At 46.1% G+C, this 3,123-nt stretch carries 3 protein-coding genes; all 3 read right to left on the bottom strand.

The genetic code is table 11. The features are described from left to right. Positions 1–301: 301 nt before the first annotated feature. The 3 genes from FE783_RS37175 to FE783_RS37165 all read right to left on the bottom strand — a co-directional run bounded on the left by FE783_RS37175 (position 302) and on the right by FE783_RS37165 (position 2,874). Entirely contained in the window at positions 302–1,225 is a 924-nt protein-coding gene (locus FE783_RS37175) for a hypothetical protein (RefSeq protein WP_420799800.1), read from the bottom strand. Positions 1,226–1,999: 774 nt separating this feature from the next. After that, on the bottom strand, positions 2,000–2,380 hold the full coding sequence (locus FE783_RS37170) for a VOC family protein (protein ID WP_138884439.1): 381 nt from the start codon (positions 2,378–2,380) through the stop codon (positions 2,000–2,002). After that, entirely contained in the window at positions 2,371–2,874 is a 504-nt protein-coding gene (locus FE783_RS37165) for a DinB family protein (RefSeq protein WP_138884438.1), read from the bottom strand. Before FE783_RS37165 ends, FE783_RS37170 begins: the two co-directional genes overlap by 10 nt. Positions 2,875–3,123: the final 249 nt, after the last annotated feature.

The raw sequence follows: 3,123 nt of genomic DNA, 5'->3' as shown, positions 1-3,123 counted from the left end.
TTGTAGCCTCCTGGAACACGAGTATTTGTCCTTTTTTGCTGGCCAGCTCAGGACAATTTCATGTTACCAGAGGCCTTTTTCTTGTTCAAACCGCGAATTTCTTCATTACAGGAATGCTGCCCGTTAGTTGAGCAAAGGCAGCCGATTGCAAGAAGCCGGCTGCCTACACATGTCTTTCTTGAGCTATCGTTCCTGTTAGCGGAATCAAACCTTCAACACGGTTCTATTTTAATGAGAGTCATTAGGACTAGGATCCGTGTATCGTCAAAGCTTGGGAGCTGTAACGACCCGGCTATACACCTTAATCTGATTCACCACGCAAGGCGCGTCGGCGATCATGCAGCACCAGCAGGAGGGTCATACCCATCATCACCCCAAGGACGGTGCCAGCCTCCATGGTCAGCACCTGCGCCAGGGGATACTCCGGGGCGGGTGGAGCATCGGGGCGAGAGGCGGACAAACGGTTGAAGAGATTGTAAGAAAATAACATTCCTGACGAGATCCATGCCGCGGCCATGGGGAGCAGGAACCTCCGTGAGCCACGGCGTGAGGTCAACACCAGCATGCCCCATGCCCCTGCGAAAGACCACGCGCCGGTACTCAACGACAGCAGGCGCCACCATATATCACGGTCATCCAGCATGGCTGGATCGATGCCCGTAGTTCCGCCCAACGCCCAGAATACCTTGATAACGCCAAGCAAGATGCAACCGCCAGCGACAAACCTGGCCAGGAAAATCTGTAGCTGCCGAGTGTGTCCCGGCGGATCCCCGCAGTCGATCGGACCACCCAGCACCTCCGGCCATCTTGCCTTGGCGTATCCTGCCAAGGCGAGAGGCAGACAGATACCTACCCCAACAAGCGAGAGCATGACGAAGACCTGCTCATAAACCCAAAAGTCGGCTGTGCCTGCCTTGATATCCCGAGTAATAGCGGCCGGACCGAGTACCGGTGCCAGAAGTAACATGGGTATGAGAAGACCGGTGCCCACCCACACAGGTAAAGCCACCAGCCAAGAGGGCAACCGCTCACCCCACGGCCTGCAGAACGCCATCGCCAACAGGATGCCGGCCGCGGCGAGAACCATGGTGACCGCATTGGCAATACGCCAACTGGGGTCGCCCATTTGATCGGTCGGCATGAAGAGACCAAAGGTCCAGGCGATTTTAATCAGCAGATATGGCGACACTGCTACAGCGGCGCCATACCCCCAGATTCTTCGCATCTTCGTCAATCGCGATGCTTGATCCTCTGTTGTTATTATCATTTCATCCTTCCTTGCCTTCTTATTTTTTTTAATGTTGGCACAATCTCCTTAATCTTTACGTTTCCGACATTTGAAAAGTTGCGTGTTAAACTGCCCGTTAGGTGAACAAAGGCAGCCGATCGATCTGGCCGGCTGCCTTTGTGTATCTATTCAGCTCTCGTGCCCGTTAGCCATCAGTGCAAAAGAAGTAGTCACCTAATTGCCCAACAGTTACTTTGATGCCACATAATGTCGCAAACCTGACTAACTTAAGAAATAAATTTATATGTACTTTGTTCAACGATCACATTATCCAGCCCGTTACTTCAAAAAACGGAAAAAAGCTGCCGCGCCTATCGTGCCTCGTTGAATCACCCGCCAAGACACAGTTATTTTATTGAACTCCCGCAATACCATAAGTATTGTTAATTACACTTAAATAGTTTTCCCAATTGAAATAGAAAGGGCCACTATCAATTTTTTTATTGTCACGCTCGAATATAAAATCCTTCCAGATGACAATGTCATCTTCTTTGTCAATTTTGACTGAAATAAATCCACACTCCTCATCTCCACACAAGGGACAAACTAGTATTGGATATCGGTAGTGCAGATATTCGTGTGGCTGCCTAAGCAGAAAGTAATCAATCATTAACTTTTGATTTTCATTAGTACCCCATCCTAGGGCGGGTACCATATCATATTTTCTTAGTCTTTTATATAATGAATATCGTGCCCGTTAATTAAGTATTATCAATTCTTACCCTCAGGTACACTCCAAACTTCTATGAAATTACCATCCAGGTCGTAGAATGAAAATGATTTGCCTTGATAATCAAAAAACTCCCCAACCTTAATCCCTTTTTCAATGCAATACCGATACGCGGATTCTGCATCGTCCACCATAAACCCATACGACGATTGAGCCGCGCCATTCGGATATATGAAATGAGAATTGAGGTTATGTTCATTTTGTTGGAATAGGATTTTTATGCCTGATTCATTATGTAATTCTATGTAATTCGGGTCTACTGTTGTTACTTTAAAGCCGAAATGTTCTCCATACCAATCCACAGAGTTGTTAAAACTACTGACGGGAATGGTTAAATATGATGAATTAAGTTTCAATCCCATACCAAGTTCCCCTTCCTCATTTTTGCGATGTATATGATTTGCCCCGTGTGGCTTGGCAAATGTCTGAACTGATGCAGAAGCATTTCTAGGACGGTGGATCGATTGTTCAAGGCGGCAGAGTCGAACGACGGATAATCCAAATACGGCTGTTCCAGCAGTCGTTCAGGGTTTGCTTTCATCATTTCAAGAACCCCAATGATGCTGTCATAGGATTTTTTCGAAATTTCCAATGCCTGCTCTTTCGTCATCTGTAAACCGCGTTCGAATTCGATGTTCATATACTCGTTTAATGGAGCACCGAAATATGCGGCATCAAACCAATAACGTGCAGCCCCTGAAATGTGCGCTATCAAATTCGCGATACTGTTGCTCTCTGTCGTAGGTGACCAGACGAGGTCCTCCTCGGTTAGCTGCTCAATCACCTTGCGGGTCCACTTTTGATCCGCCTTGTATTTAATTAGTAGATGGTCAATCACAATATTTGAACTGTCCAAAACACTTTACCTCCCATATTTTACTAAAATACTAGCAAACAAATGTTCGTGTGTAAAGAGCGAAAAAACACTTATACTCCGATACGTTACAGGACAATTAATTTTAATTCAATTTCACTAATCTCCCTCTATGAATAAATGCATATCTCCAATTTCCTCTTGTTTTCTTACGATTTCGTTGAGGGGGAGTTTTAATAGACACAGCCTCACAGGAACAAAATTGTACAGAAGGGGATTTTTGGTTTCCTA

The sequence above is a fragment of the Paenibacillus mesophilus genome (assembly GCF_005938385.1).
In the GTDB taxonomy this organism is placed as follows: Bacteria; Bacillota; Bacilli; order Paenibacillales; family NBRC-103111; genus Paenibacillus_AB; species Paenibacillus_AB mesophilus.
This window is presented reverse-complemented; position numbering and strand designations above follow the sequence as displayed.

Excerpts from the sequence above, each read along its gene's own strand:
- FE783_RS37175 (WP_420799800.1), bottom strand. The coding sequence starts at position 1,225 with ATGCGAAGAATCTGGGGGTATGGCGCCGCTGTAGCAGTGTCGCCATAT.
- FE783_RS37170 (WP_138884439.1), bottom strand. The coding sequence starts at position 2,380 with ATGGGATTGAAACTTAATTCATCATATTTAACCATTCCCGTCAGTAGT.